Raw genomic sequence first — 21,565 nt, 5'->3', positions numbered from 1 at the left:
CTCCTTATGCTCTGGCCTTGTTTTCCGGTCATACCTTTCCCGCGGGTCGCATGGCAGCGCCCCTAGTCCCGGTTTCGCTTGCCCCGCAGCTTGGCGAAATAATCGGACCGGCGCTTGAGTTCACGCTCAAACCCGCGCTCGACCGGCAGATAGTAAACGCCACGCTTCATCCCATCCGGGAAATAGTTCTGGCCCGAAAACCCGTCCGGCGCGTCGTGATCATATTCATAGCCCGCCCCATAGCCCTGATCTTCCATCAGTGCGGTTGGCGCGTTGAGGATGTGTTTCGGCGGGGGTTCCGAGCCGGTTTTCTTCGCCGCCCGGCGCGCCGCCTTGATGCCCACATAGACCGCATTGGATTTCGGGGCGAGGGCCAGATAGACGGCGGCATTGGCCAGCGCCAGCTCTCCCTCGGGGCTGCCCAGACGCTCATAGGTCTGCCAGGCATTCAGGCACACGGTGTTGGCCTGCGGATCGGCAAGGCCGATATCCTCGGTCGACATCATGGTCAGGCGGCGGGCAAGGTAGCGCGGATCTTCGCCGCCCTCCAGCATCCGGGCCAGCCAGTAAAGGGCCGCATCCGGGTCGGATCCGCGAATGGATTTGTGCAGGGCGGAAATCAGGTTGTAATGTTCGTCGCCGGATTTGTCATAGATGGCGGCGCGTTTCATCAGGCGCTTTGACAACTGATCGGTGTTGAGCTTGCCGCCCTCGGCGGGCGGTTTCCAGGCCATCACCTGCTCAATCAGGTTCAAAAGCGCCCGCCCGTCCCCGTCGGCCATTTCCAAAAGCGCCTCACGCGCGGGTCCGTCCAGCGGCAGAGCGCGATCCAGTTCCTTTTCCGCCCGTTGCGCCAGCCGCTCCAGGTCAGCAAGGGACAACCGGGTCAGCACCAGCACCTGTGACCGTGACAGGACCGCGGCATTGAGTTCGAAGGACGGGTTTTCCGTGGTGGCCCCGACCAGCAGGATCGTGCCATCCTCCATATGTGGCAGGAACCCGTCCTGCTGCGCCTTGTTGAAGCGGTGGATTTCATCGACAAAAAGCAGCGTGCCCTGCCCGTTCTGGCGCCGGATCTTTGCCGCCTCGAACACTTTGCGCAGCTCGGGCACACCAGAGAAAATCGCGCTGATCTGGACGAAATGCAGGTTGGTCTCATGGGCCAGCAGCCGCGCGATGGTGGTTTTGCCCACGCCGGGCGGGCCCCAAAGGATCAGCGACCCCAGCGCCTTTGCCGCCAGCATCACCCCCAGCGGGGCCTCCGGTCCCAGCACCTGCTCCTGTCCGATCACCTCACCCAAAGATCGCGGACGCAGCCGGTCCGCCAGCGGGCGCGGCGCAAGGGTTTCGGACTGCGCGGAGGGGGGCGCATCTGGATCGGAAGGCGTGTCGAAAAGGTCGCTCATAGGGTGAGACTATGCCCCCCATGCAGGGGAGAAAAGGCCAAATCGCCCCGTCCTGAAACCCGCCCTGAAAACCGGCCTGCAAATCGGGCAGAGGGGCGCTACTCAGGTCCGGTTACAGCAGGTTATATTCCTGCGCCCGCTGCACCGCCTCGGCGGTGGTGCGCACAAACAGGCGTTCGCGCGCCGAGCGCAGCCGGGCCTTCAGCGCACTTTCGGAAATCCCCAGAAGGGCTGCGGCCTCTGCGTGGCGTGAGCCTTTGGCAATCAGGCGAAGGGCCATGCGCTGCGCCGAGGTAAGCTGTTCCGGCGGGATGGATTTTTCGTGCAGTTCCTGAACGATATCCTGGATCTGGCGGATTTCTTCGTCGGAAAATTCCCGATCACTGCGGGCAAACCCACCAATGGTGCGCGAGGATGTGGGCCCGTAGGACACGGTCAGACCATAGGTCAGACCATGGGCCTTGGCCTGATCCAGAATGCCATGGGGGTCAGGCAGTTCAATCTCACTCCAGCGAATCGCCCCTTCTTCTCCAAAGCCCCAGAACACGGTGGGATCGCCCAGCATATAGCCCTTTTCGGTGTAGACCTCGGTCCAGCTTGCGTCATAGGTCTGTATCATCAGATGGGCCGAGGCATACCGAATGTGCAACCCCAAAGCGTAACCTTTGGGGGACAGCTCCGTCAGGCGCGAAAGACCCTGATCCAATCCGTTTACATCGTTCATCTCATTTGGCTTTCTGCATAATGGTTGGACGTATATTTTTGTAAAGAAAGGGTTTGTCAAACAACTTATGGGCGACTTTACCGCAATTCTCCCTCGCCTTTCCATTGTAAAATGAAAGCCTTGGTCCGATTACTGGTTTGAAAATCATCACCCCTCTGGGCAGGCGCTTGATAACACTGGCGAATTCTCGCCGAGCGCCACAGACACAATACGTGCCGGCCCCTTGCCCGCAAGCATAAAAAAAACCCCGCCAAAGGCGGGGTTTTTCGACGAGATCCGGTTACTCCGGATCGGTCTTTATTCCTCGGCAGCCACTTCTTCGGCTTCCAGGCGGGCGCGGTCAGCTGCGCCTTTGGCGTCGACATCGCGGTCAACGAATTCGATGATGGCCATCGGCGCCATGTCACCATAGCGGAAGCCAGCTTTCAGAACGCGGACATAGCCACCGTTACGTTCGGCAAAACGCGGGCCGAGAACGTCGAACAGTTTGGCCACGTGCTGGTCTTGTTTCAGACGGGCAGCAGCCTGACGGCGGGCGTGCAGATCGCCACGTTTCGCCAGCGTGATCATTTTCTCGATGATCGGGCGCAGTTCTTTGGCTTTCGGCAGGGTGGTTTTGATCTGTTCGTGTTCGATCAGCGAACCGGCCATGTTTGCGAACATGGCTTTACGGTGTTCATGGGTGCGGTTCAGGCGGCGGTAACCACGAGCGTGACGCATTTTCTTAATCCTTCATTTGGTGCTCTTGAATGAGCGATGCTTTGTCTGTGAACCGATGCGTGTCGGTCCCTCTCCTTGGGGCAGGATTGCCCGGATGTTCCTCGCTATTGCGAGCATTTCGGGGGCCGCTTTACGCCGCCCCCGGAAACTTGTCAATAATCGTTGGTCGCATTCCCGAACCGCAAAACCGGTATCCACTTTTGCTGGGAATGCTCCGCGGATCAGAACTGGTCTTCGAATTTCTTCGCCAGCTCTTCGATGTTCTCAGGCGGCCATTCCTCGACATCCATGCCAAGGTGCAGACCCATGCCCGAAAGCACTTCTTTGATTTCGTTCAGCGACTTGCGGCCGAAGTTCGGGGTGCGCAGCATCTCGGCTTCGGTTTTCTGGATCAGATCGCCAATGTAAACGATGTTGTCGTTCTTCAGGCAGTTTGCCGACCGCACCGACAGTTCCAGCTCGTCCACTTTCTTCAGGAGAAGCGGGTTGAACTCGAGACCATCATCTTCGTCCTGGCGACCAGCGGCTTCCGGCTCGTCGAAGTTCACGAAGATCGACAGCTGGTCCTGCAGGATGCGGGCAGCGTATGCCACGGCGTCATCCGGGGTCACGGACCCGTCGGTTTCCAGCTTCAGGGTCAGTTTGTCATAGTCGAGCACCTGACCTTCACGGGTCGGCTGCACGTCGTAGGACACTTTTTTGACCGGCGAATAGATCGCATCCACCGGAATGAGGCCAATCGGCGCGTCTTCCGGCTTGTTCTTGTCGGCAGCGACATAGCCTTTGCCGGTGTTGACGGTCAGTTCCATGAACAGGTCAGCGCCATCGTCGAGGTGGCAGATCACGTGGTCCTTGTTGAGGACCTCGATACCATTCGATTCCGAGATGTCACCAGCGGTTACAACCATCGGGCCCTTGGCGGAAATCGACAGGCGCTTGGGGCCTTCCACTTCCATCGACAGGGCCACACCTTTGAGGTTCAGGATCACGTCGGTCACGTCTTCGCGCACACCGGCGATCGAGCTGAACTCATGCAGAACGTTGTCAATCTGAACCGAAGTGATGGCGGCACCTTGCAGCGACGACATCAGAACGCGGCGCAGCGCGTTGCCAAGGGTCAGACCAAAGCCACGCTCCAGCGGTTCCGCCACAACGGTGGCCTGACGTGCGGGGTCATTGCCCGGCTTCACGTCCAGCTGGGTCGGCTTGATCAGTTCTGCCCAATTCTTATGGATCATGTGTCCCTCCATTCCAGTCCTTGCCCCATGTTCCGTTAAGGCAGGACGCCCGAGGTTGAAAAACGACAAAAGCCGGGGGGCAGAAAACCTGCTCCCCGGCGAAATTTTTTGCGATTACACGCGGCGGCGCTTCGGCGGGCGGCAGCCGTTGTGGGCGATCGGGGTCACGTCACGGATCGAGGTGATGTTGAAACCGACTGCAGCCAGGGCGCGCAGAGCCGATTCACGACCCGAACCGGGGCCTTGAACTTCGACTTCCAGGGTTTTCACGCCATGTTCCTGGGCTTTCTTGCCAGCGTCTTCCGCAGCCATCTGGGCAGCATACGGGGTCGACTTGCGCGAGCCTTTGAACCCCATGGTGCCAGCCGACGACCACGAAATGGCGTTGCCTTGCACGTCCGAGATCAGGATCTTGGTGTTGTTGAACGAGGAGTTCACGTGGGCAACGCCCGACGCGATGTTCTTGCGCTCTTTGCGCTTCATGCGGGTCTTATCACGAGCCATTGGTCTAACCCTCCCTTACTTCTTCTTGCCGGCAATGGCCTTTGCGGGGCCTTTGCGGGTGCGAGCGTTGGTGTGGGTGCGCTGACCGCGAACCGGCAGGTTGCGACGGTGACGCAGGCCACGGTAGCAGCCCAGATCCATCAGGCGCTTGATGTTCATCTGCACTTCGCGGCGCAGGTCGCCTTCAACATTGAAGTTGGCGTCGATATGCTCGCGGATGGCCAGAACTTCAGCATCCGACAGTTCGTTCAGACGACGGGTGCGGTCGATGTTGAGGGCTTCGCAGATGGACTCAGCCGAGGTGTGGCCAATTCCGGTGATATAAGTCAGGGCGATCGGGACCCGTTTGTGGGTCGGGAGGTTTACGCCGGCGATACGTGCCAAGTGTCACTTTCCTTTTCGTTGCGGTTCCGTAGTTCCGGAACCTTTTTTCACAACCAAAGCCCGCGGGGATTTTTCCTGCGGGCCCTTGCTGAAACTCTGATCCGGTGGCGTTGGGGCGCGACCCCGCTGACACACCGATTCCCATAAGGGATGAGGTGGATTAGAAGGGTTTAGGGGAAAGGTCAATAGTTCACCCTGCCCCATATTCAACAATTTACAATTCCACCATTTTCACAGCATTCAGAAGCCGCTTCACAACTGCTGGCCAGTAGATGATGTACGCCAATCCCAATGTGACAATGGATAGCAAAAGCCAAACAAGTGCATGTCCAAGAATATCGCCAAAGTTAACTTCAACACTTAGTCGCGATATCTTCGAACCCTCCCGGTCCACAACAAAAGAACGATTGATCGGGCCTTTTAGCAGATAATAGGGCGCAACAAACAAAGCCAGCCCAAACGTTATGAGTGTCAACAGCACCCAAATCAGAATTTGACCAATAGCTTCACTAACAGAATATTCACATTTCAAGCTTTGACCCAGCACAGGAGATACCCCTTCTTTTCTATTTATGCGTGTTTTTAAGTATCATTTTCATTGAGAATAGCAACGAAAAACGCCGCGCATAAAGCACGGCGTTTAGAAATTGGTCATACAGAGGGATCAGCCGTCCAGCAGACCCCGATTGAGGATTTCACCTCGTCGATCGCGCCAAGACCGTCGATGGATTTCAGGTTGCCCTTTGCCCAGTAATAGCCAATCAGCGGTGCGGTCTTTTTGTAGTATTCCATCAGGCGGAAGCGCACGCTTTCTTCATTGTCATCGGCGCGGGCTTCTTTGCCGGCGGCGACAGCCTCGGCAGCGCGGTTCACGATCCGCTTGACCAGCGTTTCGTCATCCACCTGCATCTCGATGACCATATCAAGGGTCTCGCCCTGCTCTTCCAGAAGCGCGGCCAGCGCGTCGGCCTGCGGCAGGGTGCGCGGGAAGCCGTCAAAGATGAAGCCCCCCTTCTTGTCGCCCTGCAGCTTTTCCTTGATCAGGCCAATCACGATCTCATCGGTCACAAGCCCACCGGCATCCATGATGGCGGCAACCTTGAGACCCATCTCGGAACCCGAGCTTTTGGCCTCGCGCAGCATGTCCCCGGTGGAGAGCTGGATCATGTCCCGCCCCTCTACCAGAATTTGTGCTTGGGTGCCTTTACCGGCGCCGGGTGGTCCGAGAAGAATGATGTTCATCGTCTGGCTGGTCCTTTTTTCTTGCGTTTTTTGCCCCGCAGTTGGGATTTCTCGATCAGCCCTTCATACTGGTGCGCCAGCATGTGGGACTGAACCTGTTGGATCGTGTCCATGGTGACCGACACAACAATCAGAACCGAGGTGCCGCCGAAATAGAACGGGATGGCCAGTTGGCTGCGCAGCACTTCCGGCAGAAGGCCGACCAGGGCCAGATACCCCGCGCCCAGCACCAGGATGCGGGTCACGATATAGTCCAGCGCGGCTGCGGTCTTCTTGCCCGGTTGAATGCCCGGAATGGATCCGCCCTGCTGCTTCAGGTTCTCGGCCACTTCATCCGGTTTGAACGCCACCTCTTTGGTATAGAAGAAGGTGAAGAACACGATCATCACGGTAAAGAACAGCAGGTAAAGCGGTTGACCGGGGCCGAAATAGGCCTGGATCGTCGACATGATCGGGCCGGTCTGGCCGCTGGAGAAGGTCGAGATCGTGGTTGGCAGCAGCAGGAGTGCCGAGGCAAAGATGGCCGGGATCACGCCTGCGGGGTTCACCTTGATCGGCAGGTGCGAGCTGTTGGCCTCATAGACTTTCATGCCCACATTGCGGCGCGGATACATGATATGGACCTTGCGCAGCGCCCGTTCCATGAACACCACAAAGGCAATCACGACGACAACCATCACCATCACACCGATGATCACGGCGGGGCTGATGGCCCCCGAACGGCCAGAGGCAAGGAACTGCGCCAGAGCGGCGGGGATCTCGGCCACGATACCGACAAAGATGATCAGCGAGATGCCGTTGCCGATGCCGCGCGCGGTGATCTGTTCGCCCAGCCACATCAGGAACATGGTGCCGCCCACCAGGGTGATCACGCAGGAGGCGAGGAAATAAAGGCCCGGCGTCGTCACAAGCTCACCAGCCTGCAGCGAATTGGCCAGGGCAAAGGCCTGCCCGGTGGCCAGCAGAACGGTGCCATAACGGGTATATTGGTTGATCTTTTTGCGGCCCTGCTCACCCTCTTTCTTGAGCTGCTTGAGCGGCTCCCACATCGAGCTGAGCAGCTGGATGATGATCGAGGCAGAGATGTAGGGCATGATGCCAAGGGCAAAGACACCCATCCGCGACAATGCGCCGCCGGTGAACATGCCCAGCACGCCCGCGATGCCCGATTGCGCCTGTTCCATGAAGTCGCGCAGGGCGCCCGCGTCAATGCCGGGGACCGGAATATAGGTGCCGATACGGTAAATGATCAGCAAGCCGATGGTGAAAAAGATGCGTTGGCGCAGCTCGGTCGCTTTGCCGAAAGCGCCCCAGCTCATATTTGCCGCCATTTGTTCTGCTGCAGATGCCATAAGGCCCCCTCATCAAGTAAAAACACCGCCGGACCGTTCCCGGCTCCGGCGGCGCTTGAAAACGTAGAAAGACATGTAAGGGGGTTTCACGCCCCTCACAAGGTCTTATTCAGCTGCTGCCGGAGCGGCCACGGTGAGCTTACCACCGGCTTTCTCAACAGCTTCAACAGCCGATTTCGACGCACCGGTCACGGTGATCGACGCTTTGGCGGTCAGTTCGCCTTTGGCCAGAACGCGGATACCGTCCAGTTTGCGGCGCACCAGGCCCGAAGCCACCAGGCTGCCCTCGGTGATGTCGGCTGCATCCAGCTTGCCAGCGTCAATGAATTTCTGGATCAGGCCCAGGTTTACAACGGCAAATGCCTTGCGGTTCGGCTTGTTGAAGCCACGCTTCGGCAGGCGTTGGTAGAGCGGCATTTGGCCGCCTTCGTAACCATTGATGGCCACACCCGAACGCGATTTTTGACCTTTGATACCACGACCACCGGTTTTACCGGTGCCCGAGCCGGGACCACGGCCAATGCGTTTGCGGGGTTTGGTTGCGCCGGGATTGTCGCGCAGTTCATGAAGTTTCATGTCGCTTCTCCTTTGCCGGAACTGACCCACGAAGCGTAAAGGGGCCAAACACGGCGTTTCTTGATTTTGATTCTGGACCCATTCAGGGCCACCGGGCGCGTATAGAACAAGTCGCTTTGCACTGCAACCTTCTTCCACGCCTTTCTGGTGTCCACCAGCAAGCATAGATGCTGACAAAGCGGCATGCAGAGGATAAAGAAGGTAACCTCGATCAGAGAGCTAAGAAAGAATGAACATGCACCACCCAGCCATTTCTCTGCCGTACTGGTTTCAACTGAACAGGGTTGAACATTATTGGTTTAAGGCAAATGGTAAGCGGTTTGCCTATGCTTACATTCGCAAGAATGCCTGCACGGCTTTCAAAACGCTGATCTGTGAGACTTCAAAGCGGGCCGATTTCGTTGAGACTGGTCTGCGTCCAATGCGTTTCATGAACAAATACCATCGGATCAAAACCCGCAGACAGCTCGATCAGTGTCACACCCGCCTGTTTGTTTATCGCGACCCTTATGGACGACTGGTGTCGGCCTATTTGAACAAATTCGTGGCCCGCAAGGGGCATGAGGATATTTTTCAACGTTATCAGAGCGCCACCGGGTAACATCCCGATGACACGAGTTTTCGCGATTTTGTAACCCGGTATTGCATTCCCCCCTTTTCCCAGCGCGACAAACATGTCCGCCCTCAGGCCAGCCGGCTTCTTGATCTGCCCTATGACCATGCGATCGAGATGGGGGGGCTATTGCCCAAAATGCAGGATCTACTGGGGGCCGAACTCACGGAGAGGTATTTTTCCAGACCGCAGAACCGAACGGAGTATTCAAATCTGCAATCCAGCCAGGTGGACATGCGCGCAGGCGACCTGGCACAGCTGTTTCGCAACACGGGTCAAGCACCGGGAGCAAAAGCCTTTGAAAGTAAAGAGCTCAGGCAACTTATTGAGAAGAACTACGCCTGCGACTACACCCTGATTAACACATTGCAAACTTAGTTGGATCCCAGTTTATCTGGAAACGTCCTCAGGTCTTATACGCCACGGTTGTTTCATCTCTGTGCCTCGTTCCAATATACTCTCGAAACGCTTTGGGGATCCTATGAAAGAAAAACCCGGCATAAAGCCGGGTCATCAGAAGCAGTTCAAATGTCGCGCGAGATTACTTCTCGCAGTTGCACTTGTGCATGTATTCGGTCCAGGTCGGGGTCGGTTCCGACGCGAGGAATTTCTTGGCGGCCCCAAAGATCGTAGTGCCGATGGTGGCGAAGAGAACGGCGGCAAAGCCAACGGGTGCGGTGATCACGGCCATATCGGTGAGTCCCTAAAGAAGTTGTCTGTTGCGCCTGTCATAAGGCTGAACATGTTAGATAACCATTCGAGTCTTCGAAGCCCCGGGTTGCAGTGAGTGCATGGGTCGCGTCATGGCAATGTCATACAGATCACATAGCACCCCGAGGCTTGCGATATGGCCGCAGTCAGCGATGCTTGCCGTCCCGGTCATCTTATTCCGGCTTTGGCAGAACGGGCCGGAGCAACCCAATAATGTCAGTTGTGCTCATGTCTCACGCCTCTCGTCCCCAAGGGAAGCGTGGCGGGGAAGTGTTCATGCTGGGTGACGACGAGAGGGGGATGTGAGGAGTGGTTAATGCCCCGCGAAACAGAGGGCAGCGCCCGACCCTGGGATGGCGCATCAATGCAGAACATTGAGCCAAGCCGATGCTTCCACCACTACGTCGTGACAATTTGAGAGGTGTCAAAAGCGCCCTCCCGTGGGGAGGGTCGGGCGCTGTCGCACAGTGACGCGGCGAAAGGCAATTCAATCAGGTGCAGCCCAGTCTAACCAGAAAACGATTGGGTAGCGGGCACTTAGCAACTCACTCCCCGCGCTGCATTGAAATTGACAAGCTCAAACACCATATATGGTATAAAGATCAGATCAGGAGTACGATATGCCCGATTACCACATCTCAAAAGACAGCAAAGGTTGGAAAGCCCAAAAAGCAGGGGGGCAGAGAGCCTCTGCTCGCGCAGGAACCAAGGCTGAGATCCAAGAAATTGCAAAAGGCCTCGCAGTCAACTCTGGCGGAGGTGAGGTACGTGAACACGCATCACGAGATGGGTCAGTCCACAAACGTGGTCAGATCATCGACAGCGATACACACGGCAAACCAGACCCCAAGGGTAACGGCTAACAAAACACCCCGGCCATTTCTGACCGGGGTGCTTCAAATCTTCAAGAAGGGGTCTAAGCCGAGGCTTAGCCTTTCTCTTCGATGATCTTCACCATGTGCGGGATCGAGTTCACCATGCCGCGCACGGCGGGGGTGTCTTCGAGTTCGCGGGTTTTGTGCATTTTGTTGAGGCCCAGGCCGATCAGCGTCTGGCGCTGTTTCGAGGGGCGACGGATCGGGCTACCGATCTGTTTTACAACGATGGTTTTAGCCATTGGTCAGATCTCCTTACGCGTCAGCAGCTTCAGCCGGGGCAGCGTCTTTGTTGCCCAGGATGTCAGCCACTTTTTTACCACGACGCTGTGCGATTTGACGCGGGCTTGCTTCTTTTTGCAGGCCGTCGATGGTCGCACGGATCATGTTGTAGGGGTTCTGCGAGCCGATCGACTTCGACACAACGTCCTTGATGCCCAGCATTTCGAACACGGCACGCATCGGACCACCAGCAATAATACCGGTACCTTCCGGGGCGGTGCGCATGATCACCTTGCCGGCACCGTGACGACCTTCGATGTCGTGGTGCAGGGTGCGGCCTTCGCGCAGCGGCACGCGGATCATTTGGCGCTTGGCTTGCTCGGTGGCTTTGCGGATGGCTTCGGGCACTTCTTTCGCTTTACCCTTACCAAAGCCGACGCGGCCTTTTTGGTCGCCAACAACCACGAGAGCGGCGAAGCCAAAGCGCTTACCACCTTTTACGGTTTTCGACACGCGGTTGATCGCGACAAGGCGATCGGCAAATTCCGGTGCTTCTTCTTCGCGGCGGCCACGGCCACGGCGATTTTCACGTTCTGCCATTTGGCATTCCTTTCATGTGGCGCGCCCATATTGCAGGGGCTTGGCGCCGGTAGAATTCAATCCTGGTGGGCGATCAGCGAACCAATCGCCCCCGGATCATCGGGGGGGCACCGGGAAACCCGATGCCCTCCACAAGTCTTAGAACTTCAGGCCACCTTCACGCGCAGCGTCGGCCAGGGCCTTCACTTTGCCGTGGAACAGGAAGCCACCGCGGTCGAAGTAGCATTCTTCGACACCGGCTTTTTTCGCACGTTCGGCAATGGCGGCGCCCACTTTGGCAGCGGCTTCCACGTTGTTCTTGCCGAAAACACCCAGGTCTTTTTCCATCGAGGATGCGGCGGCCAGGGTTTTGCCCTGAGCGTCGTCGATGATCTGCACCGAGATGTTTTTGTTGGAGCGGTGCACCGACAGGCGCAGCTTGCCAACATTGTGCTTGCGAAGTTTGTTCCGGACGCGCAGGCGGCGCTTGAGGAACAGGGTCCGTTTGCTGTTTGCCATCTGTCTGGTCCTTACTTCTTCTTACCTTCCTTGCGGAAGATGAACTCGTCTTTATATTTGATACCTTTGCCTTTGTAGGGCTCAGGCTTACGCCATTCGCGGATATTGGCCGCGGTCTGGCCGACGAGTTGTTGATCAATGCCCTCAACGATGATTACCGTCTGCTTCGGAGCGGTCACGGTGACGCCCTCCGGAGCTTCGAATTCAACGTCATGCGAGTAGCCGAGGTTCAGTTTCAGGGTGTTGCCCTGCATCTGAGCACGATAACCAACACCGTTGATTTCCAGCTCTTTCTTGAAGCCTTCGGTCACGCCGGTCACCATATTCTGAACCATGGTGCGCGACATACCCCATTGCTGACGTGCACGTTTGGACGAGCCGCGCGGCTCAACCGAAACGGCATTGTCTTCAACAGAGATGGTCACATCATCAGTGGCGGTGAAGCTGCGGGTGCCTTTCGGGCCCTTCACTTCGACGGTCTGACCCGACACGCTGGCGGTAACGCCTGCGGGCAGCTCGACCGGTTTTTTACCAATACGAGACATTCCAGACCTCCTTAGAATACGGTGCAGAGCACTTCGCCGCCAACATTGGCTGCGCGTGCGCTTGCATCCGACATCACACCTTTCGGAGTGGACACGATCGACACACCCAGGCCCTGACGGACTTGCGGGATGTCTTTCACGCCCATGTATACGCGACGACCGGGTGTCGAAACCCGTTTCAGTTCGCGGATAACCGGGGTGCCATCAAAATATTTCAGGCTGATTTCAAGGGTCGGGTGACCGTTGACATCAGTGCCAGCCTCATAGCCGCGGATGTAGCCTTCGTCAGAAAGCACATCCAGAACCCAGCCGCGCAGTTTCGACGCGGGGGTCGAAACAGTGGATTTACCACGCATTTGGGCGTTGCGGATACGGGTGAGCATATCGCCGATAGGATCGTTCATATCTTCTCTCCCTTACCAGCTCGATTTCACCAGACCGGGGATCTGGCCGTTCGAGCCCAGTTCCCGCAGTGCGATCCGCGATACTTTCAGCTTACGATAGTAAGCGTGCGGACGACCGGTCAGCTGGCAACGATTGTGCAAGCGGGTGGCCGACGAGTTGCGCGGCAGTTTAGCCAGTTTCAGACGCGCTTTGAAACGCTCTTCCATCGACTGCGATTCATCGTTTGCGATCTCTTTCAGCGCGGCACGTTTGGCGGCATATTTCTCCACCAGCGCCTGACGCTTCTTCTCGCGTTCGATCATTGCTTTTTTAGCCATGTCTTTTCCTTCCCGCGGATCAGCTGTTGAAGGGCATGTTGAAGTGCTTCAACAGGCTCTTTGCTTCCGCGTCGGTGTTCGCGGTGGTGGCAATCACGATGTCCATGCCCCAGGTTTCATCAACTTTATCAAAGTCGATTTCCGGGAACACGATGTGTTCTTTCAGGCCGGTGGCATAGTTGCCGCGACCGTCGAACGATTTGCCCGAAACACCGCGGAAGTCACGGATACGGGGCATCGCGATGGTGATCAGACGGTCCAGGAATTCATACATCCGGTCACCGCGCAGGGTCACTTTCGCACCCAGCGGCATGTCCTCACGGACACGGAAACCAGCGATGGATTTCTTGGCTTTGGTCGTCAGAGCCTGTTGACCGGCGATAGCGGTCAGGTCAGCCACGGCCGACTTGGCTTTTTTCGAGTCTTTTACAGCCTCGGCACCGCAACCGATGTTCAGAACGATCTTGTCCAGCTTGGGGATCTGCATGTCGTTCTTGTAGCCGAACTCTTCTTTCAGAGCGGCACGGATGCTGTCCTTGTAGGCAGCTTTCAGACGAGGGGTATAGTCAGCCATCAGATTGCCTCCCCGGTCGACTTGGCGAAACGCACTTTCTTGCCGTCTTCCTCGCGGAAGCCAACACGGGTCGCTTTGCCGTTCTTGTCAAGAATTGCCAGGTTCGACAGGTCGATCGGCATCGCTTTCGGGATGCGACCACCTTGCGAAGTTTGCGACTGGCGGGTGTGGCGGATGGCCATGTTCACGCCGTCAACAACGGCTTTGCCAGCCTTCGGATCAACAGAAGCGATTTCGCCCTGCTTGCCCTTGTCCTTGCCGGCCAGAACGACAACCTTGTCGCCTTTTTTCAGCTTAGCAGCCATCTTACAGCACCTCCGGAGCCAGCGAGATGATCTTCATGAAGTTCTTCGCGCGCAGTTCGCGAACAACCGGTCCGAAGATACGGGTGCCAACGGGCTCGTTGTTGTTGTTCAGAATAACGGCCGCATTGCGGTCGAAGCGGATGGCGGTGCCGTCTTCACGACGGACCTCTTTGGCGGTGCGCACGACGACGGCCTTGCGGACGTCCCCTTTTTTCACGCGACCGCGCGGGATGGCTTCCTTAACCGAGACGACAATGATGTCGCCAACGGATGCGTATTTACGCTTGGAACCACCCAGAACCTTGATGCACTGAACGCGACGTGCGCCGCTGTTGTCAGCTACATCCAGATTGGTTTGCATCTGGATCATGTGGTTTCTCCCGACCTTTGGGGCGCCGATGCATGGCGGAACCCCCAGGGTTTCGACTTGTTAAGTCGTCCGGGAAGGTAAGTTAGACTTAGCCTTCCAGAACTTCCCAACGCTTGGTTTTCGACTTCGGCGCGCATTCGATGATGCGGACGATGTCGCCAGCCTTATAGGCATTCTTTTCGTCGTGAGCGCGATATTTCTTCGACTTACGAACGGTCTTGTGCAGCAGCGGGTGCTTGAAACGACGTTCCACCGAAACGGTGACGGTCTGTTCGTTGGCGGCGCTGGTCACAACACCTTGCAGGATACGCTTGGGCATGCTCTTGGCTCCTCTTATTCAGCTGCTGCTGCAGCTTTTTCGGTCAGAATGGTTTTAACACGGGCCGCGTTGCGGCGTGCTTTGCGCATCTGAGCGGTGTTTTCGAGGGCGCCGGTGGCCTGCTGGAAACGCAGGTTGAAGGCTTCTTTCTTCAGGTCAGCCAGAGCAGCACGCAGCTCTTCCGGCGACTTCTCACGAAGTTCCTTGGCGTTCATTTCGCCTTGTCCTTTCCTTGCACCAGAGAGCGCTGTCCTTATGTCGACAGGTAACCCTTAACCTGGTGGGTGAATATTCAATACACACGAATCCCGTCACCGGAATCCGCGCGATGCGCCTCTATAGGGGGGATAGGGGGTGGAGGCAAGGGAAAGTTTGGGGATTTACGCGCACGTTCCGTAGTCGATCCAGATCTGCACTTCGATCGGGTTTTCGCATTCGGCAGCCAGCTTTAGTTTGGCCTCAGCCAGAAGATGCCGCGGAAAACAACGCACACGCAATCACGAAAACCTACTCTCCCTCGCCCTACCCTTCCAATACCACTTTCCTGCCCCCGTAGCCGACCTTACCCCTCGAACACGACCTCTATCATGTCCGCCTCCCCATCGCCGCGCCCCACAAGCAGCATCCAACTGCCCTGCGGCAACAGCTTTTGACCGTAGAGCAGATTGTTTTCGCAAAAGAGAAGGTAGGACACGGGTTTGGAATAGGCATAATTGCCATGGGGCCGGAACCGCTCACCGAAAGCAGCATAGAACGAGATGCCGCCCCGGCTACCATCCGGCAATTCATAACAATCCGGGGCGGCCTCGATCAGCCATTCATCCCCGGTGGGATAATCTGCCGCCGCATGCCCAGGCAGGAAAAAGGTTCCAAGCGTTTGAACCTTCAGCAGATCCTCGCTTGCCTCTGCAACCGTACTGTTGTTGCACCCCACCCGCAGGCCTTGCCGTGTCTCCATCACAAACCCGGGCGCACGGAACATCATGATATAAAGATACGGGTCCTCCGCCCCGAACACCTGCGCCGGATCGGTGACAGCGACATGAAACTGCTGCCGCGCCAAATGCCCCCGCATCACCGAGGATCCGGGGCTTCGCGGCACAAGCTCCACCTCTTCCCCGCCCTGCAACAGGGCGATTTCCAGTCCGGGTGTGGTGGTGTTCCTGGGCGCGACCCAAAGCGCAAGAAGCACAAGCCCGATGATAGTCGCAAGGCCTGCGACCTGCTTTCCGTTCAATGACTCAGACCTCATCCGCACCTCCTACATCACAGCAACAGACCTAATGTATCGGGCCGCACCCGCCCTCACCAGACCAACCTCCCGGCCCCCTTTGCGCCAAATCGTCGCCCGGTCAGCACACAAAAATCTCTCGCCAGTCCTGGCCCGGTTCAGTATGAGGGGCCATGGCCAATATATCCTCTCTCTTCGTGACCCGCCTTTACCACGCTCAACTGTCCGAACATGGCCCCGCCATTGACCAGGATGAGCTTTATGACAGCTGCTATTCCATCGCCGAGGATGACGAGGCGGGGCAGGAATGGTGTGAGGCCGAGGGCTATCCCGGCTACACCTCCTACGCCTCCCTGACCGACCTTCCCTGGCGGTTCCCGATCTTCAAGGATCTGGTCGACAGCCTTGATAAACACGTCGCCGCCTTTGCCGAGGATCTGGAGTTCAATCTGGATGAGCGCGAATTGGTGCTGGAGGACATCTGGATCAACATCCTGCCGCCGGGCGGATACCACTCGGCCCATATCCACCCGCATTCGGTGATTTCCGGCACCACCTATCTGGCGCTGCCCGAGGGTGCCGGCGCGCTGCGTTACGAAGACCCGCGCCACGCGCGCATGATGGCCGCCCCCCCGCGCCGCAAAAACGCACGCGAGGATCTGCAACCCTTCATCACCAAACGCCCCGCCGAGGGGGACATTCTCCTCTGGGAAAGCTGGCTCAGACATGAGGTGATGCAAAACACCGGCGAAGAAGAACGCCTGTCGGTGAGCTTTAATTACAAGTGGTCATAAGATGACTACCTGAACGCGGTGTCGCGAATTTCCGAAGGAACCTCGCGGGCCGCGCCATCTCTCTGCGAGAAACGACGCACCGCGCCCACTCGGCGCGGTTTTGCTTTTCGGGCGCAGAAACCGGCAAGTTGCCGCGCTGGCCCCCGCTGATATTGGATAACACTGGCGGCGTGGATAGCATCATGTTCAACAAACGCATCAGCAAATACGCGTTCAAACACTCAGCATGACGGGAATGACCATGAAAGCCCCCCTTAAAGCCGCCCTGATCCTTGCTCTGCTCCCCCTTATGGCCACCGCTTCGCTTGCCGGAAATGGCAAGGGGCATGGCAAGGCGAAAGGGTATGGTGCTGGTGGTTGCCCGCCGGGGCTTGCCAAAAAGAACCCGCCCTGCGTGCCGCCCGGATTGGCCAAGCCCAAGGTCGGGGACCGGCTGGACGAATATGAGTATTTCGTTTTCGACGACTATGACCGCTATCGCCTCGATCGCCGTCACAGCTATTACCGTGTAGGCGAGCTGATCTACCGCGCCGATCCGACCACGTTCAAGGTGCTGGAGGTGATTGGATTGATGGATCAGCTGCTGCGGTAGGGGCCAATCGGGAGCTACGCACCAAACACAGGCCCCATAGATATTCAATGAAGCATCCCAGATATGGCACAGCACAGGAACCTGAGTCAAGAGAACTCTTGACAAACGCAGAACAATGGCATATATACGCTCTCTGACAAAAAAACGGAGAACGCCTATTGAATATAATATCAAAGAAACAACAAGAGTCAACATTTTTTTCTGCGCACAAGCAGGTTTTTCCGAAGGTGGAGCATACAGCTCACGAAGTCGACACCTCAACAATAGATCAGCTTGACTTAAATTTTCCCACCCACAGCCCCACAGCCAATAATACCAAACCGGAAAGCACATGGGTTGAAGAAGATCCGCGAAGTGACGCTGAGGAAACCCGATGCGAAGCTAGTAGGAAAAGCATCCGCCTATCCTACCGATGCGAAACTTTTGCCATAGGCCATAATGATCAAGGGCTTTTGGCTTGCGGGCCCTGCGGCGGAACGCTGCTATTTAAAGACTCCCCTTTAAGCCACACCTACCGACAGCTGTAGTCAACAGCCTCGCCCTATTGCCGACAACGAAAAGGCCCCGCCACTGGCAGGGCCTTCTATCTTTCTACCGGTTGGCGGAGCGGCGATTGCAAGCAATCGCCTCGTCCTGTTGCCAATAATTTGCCAAAGGCAAATTACGACTTACCAGTCTTCGCGTTGCACGACCCGCGATTTGATCGGCAGTTTCATGGCAGCGAGGCGCAGGGCTTCGCGGGCCACTTCATCCGACACACCGTCGATTTCGAACATCACGCGGCCCGGCTTCACTTTGCAGGTCCAGCGGTCCACGGAACCTTTACCTTTACCCATACGAACTTCGATGGGCTTGGCGGTCACCGGGGTGTCCGGGAAGATACGGATCCAAACACGGCCCTGACGTTTCATGTGACGCGTCATGGCACGACGTGCAGCTTCGATCTGACGTGCAGTCACACGCTCGGGCTGCAGGGCTTTCAGGCCATAGGAACCGAAGTTCAGGTCAGAGCCGCCTTTGGCCTCACCCTTGATCCGGCCTTTGTGCATCTTGCGGAATTTAGTACGCTTTGGTTGAAGCATCTTTCAGGTCTCCTTAGCGACGGCCGCCAGCGCCACGGGGCGCGGGACCTTCCTGGAGCTCAGCTTGGCGACGATCACGAGCCGACGGATCGTGCTCCATGATTTCGCCTTTGAAGATCCAGGTTTTGATACCGATGATGCCGTAAGGCGTCATTGCTTCTGCATGTGCGTAGTCGATGTCGGCGCGCAGGGTGTGCAGCGGCACACGACCTTCGCGGTACCATTCGGTACGTGCAATCTCAGCACCACCCAGACGGCCAGCAACGTTTACACGGATGCCCAGGGCGCCCATGCGCATGGCGTTCTGCACGCCACGTTTCATGGCACGACGGAACGACACACGACGTTCCAGCTGCTGAGCGATCGATTCCGACACGAGGGCGGCGTCCAGCTCGGGCTTGCGCACTTCAACGATGTTGAGGTGCAGTTCGCTGTCGGTCATCTTGGCGATTTTCTTGCGCAGGGTTTCGATGTCTGCGCCTTTCTTGCCAATGATGACACCCGGACGGGCGGTGTGGATCGTCACGCGGCACTTTTTGTGCGGACGTTCGATGATCACACGAGCGATACCGGCCTGCTTGCATTCGGTCTTGATGAAGTCACGAATTTTCAGGTCTTCCAGAAGAAGATCCCCGTAATCTTTCGTGTCTGCATACCAGCGGCTGTCCCAGGTGCGGTTGACCTGAAGACGCATGCCAATCGGATTTACCTTCTGACCCATTAGGCTTGCTCCTCAACTTGACGCACCTTGATGGTGAGTTCCGAGAACGGTTTGATGATTTTGCCGAAACGACCACGGGCGCGCGGACGACCGCGTTTCATGGTCAGGTTCTTGCCCACATAGGCCTCGGCGACGATCAGTTCATCGACGTCCAGGTTGTGGTTGTTTTCAGCATTGGCGATGGCCGACTGAAGGCATTTCTTCACGTCTTGGGCGATACGCTTGTTCGAGAAGGTCAGATCGGTCAGAGCGCGATCAACCTTCTTGCCGCGGATCATGCCAGCAACCAGGTTCAGTTTCTGCGGGCTTGTGCGAAGCATGCGGGTTTTGGCCATAGCTTCGTTGGCGGCCACGCGGCGGGGATTTTTATCCTTACCCATGGCTTACTTCCTCTTCGCTTTCTTGTCAGCCGCGTGACCGTAATAGGTACGGGTCGGCGAATATTCACCGAACTTCTGGCCGATCATTTCTTCGGTCACCGACACGGGAACGTGCTTTTGACCGTTGTAGACGCCAAAGGTCAGACCCACGAACTGGGGCAGAATGGTCGAACGACGCGACCAGATCTTGATGACCTCGTTTTTACCCGATTCACGGGTTTTTTCGGCTTTTTTGAGGACGTAAGCGTCAACAAAAGGGCCTTTCCAGACAGAACGTGCCATATCTTAACGACCCTTCTTCTTGGCGTGACGCGAGCGGATGATGAGCTTCGACGACGCCTTGTTCTTGTTGCGAGTGCGGGCACCCTTGGTCGGCTTACCCCAGGGGGTAACCGGGTGACGACCACCCGAGGTGCGACCTTCACCACCACCATGGGGGTGATCAACCGGGTTCATAACAACACCACGAACCGACGGGCGGATGCCTTTGTGGCGCATACGACCGGCTTTACCGTAGTTTTGGTTCGAGTTGTCGGGGTTCGACACGGCACCAACGGTGGCCATGCATTCCTGACGCACAAGACGCAGTTCGCCCGACGACAGGCGGATCTGAGCGTAGCCACCGTCACGACCAACAAACTGAGCGTAGGTGCCGGCTGCGCGGGCGATCTGGCCGCCTTTGCCCGGTTTCATCTCGATGTTGTGGATGATGGTACCGATCGGCATGCCCGAGAACGGCATTGCGTTGCCCGGCTTGATGTCGGCTTTTGCGCTTGCGATGATCTGATCGCCAACAGCAAGACGCTGCGGGGCCAGGATATACGCTTGCTCACCGTCTTCGTATTTCACGAGGGCGATGAATGCGGTGCGGTTGGGGTCGTATTCGATCCGCTCAACAGTGGCGGCGATGTCAAACTTGTTGCGCTTGAAATCAACGATACGATAGAGACGCTTTGCCCCGCCACCACGGCGGCGAGAGGTGATCCGTCCGGTGTTGTTCCGGCCGCCCGACTTGGTCAAACCCTCGGTAAGGGATTTGACCGGACGACCTTTCCACAGCTCCGAACGGTCGATCAGAACCAGCCCACGCTGGCCCGGCGTCGTCGGTTTGTACGACTTAAGTGCCATGCTTTCTGTCTTCCGTTAGCTTGGCGATGCCCCGAGTTTGCCCGAGGTCACCACCTGGTAGGTAAAGCCCCCTGAACGCCATTGGCTGAACAGGTGACCAGGTTAAAGGGCCCTTTTGATCTGGCTTACACCGCACCACGAGGTCCCCGAATTCCAAATATCAAAAGGCCGCAGAACGAATCTGTGGCCTCTCGACTGTGCGGATATAGCGGGGTTGGGGGAAGGTGTCTATAGGGCGTCAGGAATATCGTCTTGTAATCCAGAAATTAAATTTAAAAGCTTTTCCGCGCTGCTGACAAACACGCGCACATTCATCATTGTCGCGTTCGGCCGCCTATAAGGCGCTTCCTCCGTTTGCTCTTCGAGCAGATAAGACTTCGCCGCTTTCCTGTCGCGCTGATACCGGAAGAGGAAGCCGCTTTTCCCAAAGCCATCAAACTCTTCTATCAGTTTTTCGGCGGCATTCATTCTCATTTTGTAATCCGGCTGATGCTCCGAAAAACGAAACATAACGCACCTGTATTTCTGCCACAACTTCTTCAAGCTATGCCCATACTTAGACTCTTCACCGTACACCAAGTCGAAGGCCTCTCTCGCGGTCCTCCCATTGGCCCTTTCAGCTTCATAGATCCCGCACTTCAACGAAAGCTCAAGGGCGTGGTGATACAAGAATGCCAGAGGCATAACCATGTGATCTGATTGATATGGACCCAACAGGATTTGACTACCGACCAAACGCGCTGCATCACAATACCCCCTACAGTGATTACCATGCACCTCATAAGGCCAAAAATTCAGCATATTGCCCCGTTCAATTGGCCTATCAACAAATAGCCGATCTCCTTCTCCCGGCAATTCGTGCTCAAAACTACTTTCAACGTAGCTTCTCACCTTGTGAGACATTTCTGAAGCCTCAGTAAAGTCAATCTCATCTTCAATAACCACTCAAACTCTCCCCAATATTTTTCCTACGAATGCAATCGAAAACATTGCAAAGGATAGGTGCTTTGGAAAGGCATCCAAAAGCTCACACGCCACAAGGGCAGTGCCAGACCGCGGGCGGGCGGTGCGACACTGGCAATGGCTCCACTGACCCAACCACATACTCTCATGCTCATAAGCGCCCGCAACATGGCA

34 protein-coding genes are annotated in these 21,565 nt (G+C 56.8%); 5 read left to right on the top strand and 29 right to left on the bottom strand.

Translation table 11 applies throughout. The features are described 5' to 3' along the window. Nucleotides 1-62 precede the first annotated feature (62 nt). The 10 genes from AKJ29_RS03455 to rplO all read right to left on the bottom strand — a co-directional run bounded on the left by AKJ29_RS03455 (nt 63) and on the right by rplO (nt 8,146). Entirely contained in the window at nt 63-1,406 is a 1,344-nt protein-coding gene (locus tag AKJ29_RS03455; protein ID WP_055187968.1) for a replication-associated recombination protein A, read from the bottom strand. Nucleotides 1,407-1,518: 112 nt separating this feature from the next. After that, nucleotides 1,519-2,130: a helix-turn-helix transcriptional regulator gene (locus AKJ29_RS03450; protein WP_055187966.1), complete on the bottom strand. Its 612-nt coding sequence runs from the start codon at nt 2,128-2,130 to the stop codon at nt 1,519-1,521. Between the two features lie 297 nt (nt 2,131-2,427). Then, complete coding sequence (gene rplQ, locus AKJ29_RS03445) at nt 2,428-2,850, bottom strand: 50S ribosomal protein L17 (RefSeq protein ID WP_055187964.1); 423 nt, start codon at nt 2,848-2,850, stop codon at nt 2,428-2,430. 221 nt (nt 2,851-3,071) lie between these two features. Then, the gene (locus AKJ29_RS03440; RefSeq protein ID WP_055188970.1) at nt 3,072-4,088 is read right to left on the bottom strand and encodes a DNA-directed RNA polymerase subunit alpha; all 1,017 of its coding nucleotides are present in this window, start codon (nt 4,086-4,088) and stop codon (nt 3,072-3,074) included. A gap of 114 nt (nt 4,089-4,202) precedes the next feature. Then, a complete protein-coding gene (rpsK, locus tag AKJ29_RS03435; RefSeq protein ID WP_055187962.1) occupies nt 4,203-4,592 on the bottom strand; it encodes a 30S ribosomal protein S11 in 390 nt (129 codons plus the stop codon). A 15-nt stretch (nt 4,593-4,607) separates the two neighbouring features. Further along, a complete protein-coding gene (gene rpsM, locus AKJ29_RS03430; RefSeq protein WP_055187960.1) occupies nt 4,608-4,976 on the bottom strand; it encodes a 30S ribosomal protein S13 in 369 nt (122 codons plus the stop codon). A 214-nt stretch (nt 4,977-5,190) separates the two neighbouring features. Continuing rightward, nucleotides 5,191-5,523 (bottom strand): DUF6693 family protein, encoded by a 333-nt coding sequence (locus AKJ29_RS03425; protein ID WP_083432487.1) that lies wholly within the window; start codon nt 5,521-5,523, stop codon nt 5,191-5,193. Nucleotides 5,524-5,627: 104 nt separating this feature from the next. Further along, nucleotides 5,628-6,218, bottom strand: coding sequence for an adenylate kinase (locus AKJ29_RS03420; RefSeq protein WP_055187956.1), 591 nt, complete (start codon nt 6,216-6,218; stop codon nt 5,628-5,630). Next, nucleotides 6,215-7,570 (bottom strand): preprotein translocase subunit SecY, encoded by a 1,356-nt coding sequence (secY, locus tag AKJ29_RS03415; RefSeq protein ID WP_055187954.1) that lies wholly within the window; start codon nt 7,568-7,570, stop codon nt 6,215-6,217. The genes AKJ29_RS03420 and secY overlap by 4 nt, the downstream gene beginning before the upstream one ends. Nucleotides 7,571-7,675: 105 nt before the next feature. Continuing rightward, on the bottom strand, nt 7,676-8,146 hold the full coding sequence (gene rplO, locus AKJ29_RS03410; RefSeq protein ID WP_055187952.1) for a 50S ribosomal protein L15: 471 nt from the start codon (nt 8,144-8,146) through the stop codon (nt 7,676-7,678). Between the two features lie 229 nt (nt 8,147-8,375). On the opposite strand from rplO, the gene AKJ29_RS03405 reads away from it, so the two are divergent. Both AKJ29_RS03405 and AKJ29_RS03400 read left to right on the top strand, forming a co-directional pair. Next, nucleotides 8,376-8,747, top strand: coding sequence for a sulfotransferase family 2 domain-containing protein (locus AKJ29_RS03405; protein WP_055187950.1), 372 nt, complete (start codon nt 8,376-8,378; stop codon nt 8,745-8,747). 150 nt (nt 8,748-8,897) lie between these two features. Further along, the gene (locus AKJ29_RS03400; RefSeq protein ID WP_139231285.1) at nt 8,898-9,137 is read left to right on the top strand and encodes a hypothetical protein; all 240 of its coding nucleotides are present in this window, start codon (nt 8,898-8,900) and stop codon (nt 9,135-9,137) included. A gap of 163 nt (nt 9,138-9,300) precedes the next feature. Here the strand turns inward: AKJ29_RS03400 and AKJ29_RS19610 are convergent, their stop codons facing one another. Beyond that, complete coding sequence (locus AKJ29_RS19610; RefSeq protein ID WP_161805370.1) at nt 9,301-9,450, bottom strand: hypothetical protein; 150 nt, start codon at nt 9,448-9,450, stop codon at nt 9,301-9,303. Between the two features lie 640 nt (nt 9,451-10,090). On the opposite strand from AKJ29_RS19610, the gene AKJ29_RS18595 reads away from it, so the two are divergent. Then, on the top strand, nt 10,091-10,333 hold the full coding sequence (locus tag AKJ29_RS18595; protein WP_074963574.1) for a DUF2188 domain-containing protein: 243 nt from the start codon (nt 10,091-10,093) through the stop codon (nt 10,331-10,333). A gap of 65 nt (nt 10,334-10,398) precedes the next feature. On the opposite strand, the gene rpmD is transcribed toward AKJ29_RS18595, so the two are convergent. From rpmD to AKJ29_RS03340, 12 genes are all read right to left on the bottom strand, one after another. Then, complete coding sequence (gene rpmD, locus AKJ29_RS03395) at nt 10,399-10,587, bottom strand: 50S ribosomal protein L30 (protein ID WP_055187945.1); 189 nt, start codon at nt 10,585-10,587, stop codon at nt 10,399-10,401. Nucleotides 10,588-10,600: 13 nt separating this feature from the next. Further along, nucleotides 10,601-11,167, bottom strand: a complete 567-nt coding sequence (gene rpsE / locus AKJ29_RS03390) for a 30S ribosomal protein S5 (protein WP_055187943.1) — start codon at nt 11,165-11,167, stop codon at nt 10,601-10,603. Nucleotides 11,168-11,305: 138 nt separating this feature from the next. Beyond that, complete coding sequence (rplR, locus tag AKJ29_RS03385; RefSeq protein WP_055187941.1) at nt 11,306-11,665, bottom strand: 50S ribosomal protein L18; 360 nt, start codon at nt 11,663-11,665, stop codon at nt 11,306-11,308. An 11-nt stretch (nt 11,666-11,676) separates the two neighbouring features. Next, nucleotides 11,677-12,210 (bottom strand): 50S ribosomal protein L6, encoded by a 534-nt coding sequence (gene rplF, locus AKJ29_RS03380; protein ID WP_055187939.1) that lies wholly within the window; start codon nt 12,208-12,210, stop codon nt 11,677-11,679. 11 nt (nt 12,211-12,221) lie between these two features. After that, the gene (gene rpsH / locus AKJ29_RS03375) at nt 12,222-12,614 is read right to left on the bottom strand and encodes a 30S ribosomal protein S8 (protein ID WP_055187937.1); all 393 of its coding nucleotides are present in this window, start codon (nt 12,612-12,614) and stop codon (nt 12,222-12,224) included. Nucleotides 12,615-12,626: 12 nt separating this feature from the next. Next, on the bottom strand, nt 12,627-12,932 hold the full coding sequence (gene rpsN, locus AKJ29_RS03370) for a 30S ribosomal protein S14 (protein WP_055187934.1): 306 nt from the start codon (nt 12,930-12,932) through the stop codon (nt 12,627-12,629). Between the two features lie 19 nt (nt 12,933-12,951). Next, complete coding sequence (gene rplE / locus AKJ29_RS03365) at nt 12,952-13,506, bottom strand: 50S ribosomal protein L5 (protein ID WP_055187932.1); 555 nt, start codon at nt 13,504-13,506, stop codon at nt 12,952-12,954. Further along, nucleotides 13,506-13,811, bottom strand: a complete 306-nt coding sequence (gene rplX / locus AKJ29_RS03360; protein WP_055187930.1) for a 50S ribosomal protein L24 — start codon at nt 13,809-13,811, stop codon at nt 13,506-13,508. The genes rplE and rplX overlap by 1 nt, the downstream gene beginning before the upstream one ends. Nucleotide 13,812: 1 nt before the next feature. Next, nucleotides 13,813-14,181: a 50S ribosomal protein L14 gene (rplN, locus tag AKJ29_RS03355; protein WP_005621870.1), complete on the bottom strand. Its 369-nt coding sequence runs from the start codon at nt 14,179-14,181 to the stop codon at nt 13,813-13,815. A gap of 88 nt (nt 14,182-14,269) precedes the next feature. Next, nucleotides 14,270-14,500: a 30S ribosomal protein S17 gene (gene rpsQ, locus AKJ29_RS03350; RefSeq protein ID WP_055187929.1), complete on the bottom strand. Its 231-nt coding sequence runs from the start codon at nt 14,498-14,500 to the stop codon at nt 14,270-14,272. 14 nt (nt 14,501-14,514) lie between these two features. After that, a complete protein-coding gene (gene rpmC, locus AKJ29_RS03345; protein WP_055187926.1) occupies nt 14,515-14,715 on the bottom strand; it encodes a 50S ribosomal protein L29 in 201 nt (66 codons plus the stop codon). Between the two features lie 347 nt (nt 14,716-15,062). Continuing rightward, nucleotides 15,063-15,752, bottom strand: coding sequence for a hypothetical protein (locus AKJ29_RS03340; RefSeq protein WP_139231284.1), 690 nt, complete (start codon nt 15,750-15,752; stop codon nt 15,063-15,065). Nucleotides 15,753-15,904: 152 nt separating this feature from the next. Here AKJ29_RS03340 and AKJ29_RS03335 point away from each other — a divergent pair, with 152 nt between their 5' ends. Together AKJ29_RS03335 and AKJ29_RS03330 are read left to right on the top strand one after the other, a co-directional pair. Further along, complete coding sequence (locus tag AKJ29_RS03335; RefSeq protein ID WP_055187922.1) at nt 15,905-16,525, top strand: TIGR02466 family protein; 621 nt, start codon at nt 15,905-15,907, stop codon at nt 16,523-16,525. Between the two features lie 241 nt (nt 16,526-16,766). Continuing rightward, nucleotides 16,767-17,117: a hypothetical protein gene (locus AKJ29_RS03330; RefSeq protein WP_074963594.1), complete on the top strand. Its 351-nt coding sequence runs from the start codon at nt 16,767-16,769 to the stop codon at nt 17,115-17,117. Nucleotides 17,118-17,785: 668 nt separating this feature from the next. Here AKJ29_RS03330 and rplP read toward each other — a convergent pair. From rplP to AKJ29_RS03300, 6 genes are all read right to left on the bottom strand, one after another. Then, complete coding sequence (gene rplP / locus AKJ29_RS03325) at nt 17,786-18,199, bottom strand: 50S ribosomal protein L16 (protein WP_055187918.1); 414 nt, start codon at nt 18,197-18,199, stop codon at nt 17,786-17,788. A gap of 13 nt (nt 18,200-18,212) precedes the next feature. Next, nucleotides 18,213-18,920 carry a 30S ribosomal protein S3 gene (gene rpsC / locus AKJ29_RS03320; protein WP_055187916.1) on the bottom strand — a complete coding sequence of 236 codons (708 nt, stop codon included), beginning with the start codon at nt 18,918-18,920 and terminating at the stop codon, nt 18,213-18,215. Continuing rightward, nucleotides 18,920-19,300, bottom strand: a complete 381-nt coding sequence (gene rplV, locus AKJ29_RS03315; RefSeq protein ID WP_055187914.1) for a 50S ribosomal protein L22 — start codon at nt 19,298-19,300, stop codon at nt 18,920-18,922. The genes rpsC and rplV overlap by 1 nt, the downstream gene beginning before the upstream one ends. A gap of 3 nt (nt 19,301-19,303) precedes the next feature. Continuing rightward, on the bottom strand, nt 19,304-19,582 hold the full coding sequence (gene rpsS / locus AKJ29_RS03310; RefSeq protein ID WP_055187912.1) for a 30S ribosomal protein S19: 279 nt from the start codon (nt 19,580-19,582) through the stop codon (nt 19,304-19,306). A 3-nt stretch (nt 19,583-19,585) separates the two neighbouring features. Next, nucleotides 19,586-20,428 carry a 50S ribosomal protein L2 gene (gene rplB, locus AKJ29_RS03305; protein ID WP_055187910.1) on the bottom strand — a complete coding sequence of 281 codons (843 nt, stop codon included), beginning with the start codon at nt 20,426-20,428 and terminating at the stop codon, nt 19,586-19,588. Nucleotides 20,429-20,656: 228 nt separating this feature from the next. Then, entirely contained in the window at nt 20,657-21,373 is a 717-nt protein-coding gene (locus AKJ29_RS03300) for a hypothetical protein (protein WP_055187908.1), read from the bottom strand. Nucleotides 21,374-21,565: the final 192 nt, after the last annotated feature.

The organism is Aliiroseovarius crassostreae (genome assembly GCF_001307765.1).
Lineage (GTDB): Bacteria > Pseudomonadota > Alphaproteobacteria > Rhodobacterales > Rhodobacteraceae > Aliiroseovarius > Aliiroseovarius crassostreae.
This window is presented reverse-complemented; position numbering and strand designations above follow the sequence as displayed.